Origin of the sequence: Burkholderia sp. GbtcB21 (assembly GCF_019091065.1) — a bacterium.
Taxonomy (GTDB): Bacteria; Pseudomonadota; Gammaproteobacteria; order Burkholderiales; family Burkholderiaceae; genus Burkholderia; species Burkholderia pyrrocinia_C.
Window position 1 is genome coordinate 1 of record NZ_JAGXKA010000166.1, and the last position, 310, is coordinate 310.

General features: G+C 71.9%; 1 protein-coding gene. It reads left to right on the forward strand.

Annotated elements, in window-relative coordinates; genetic code table 11:
- Nucleotides 1-310: GLUG motif-containing protein (locus tag KVT39_RS36705; protein WP_306795636.1), on the forward strand; the 310-nt coding region annotated here is incomplete at both ends.

The window sequence follows — 310 nt, forward strand, 5'->3', positions numbered from 1 at the left end:
CGAGCAGCGTCGTGGGCGGCCTGGTCGGCAGGAACGCCGGCACGATCCGGGCGGGCAACGCGGCAGGCGTTGTCGGTGCAGGCCAGGGAGCCAGCGTGGGCGGGCTTGTCGCCGTGAACGACGGCGCAATCGAGCAATCCGCGGCCCGCGGAGCCGTGCGTGCCGGGCAGGCGAGCCGGGTTGGCGGGCTCGTCGGCCTGAACCACGGAACGATTCCGGGGTCGAGCGCGGACGGATCGGTCACTGCGGCTCGCGACAGCTCCGTCGGAGGACTGGTCGGCGAAAACATCGGCAAACAAGCCAGCATCCG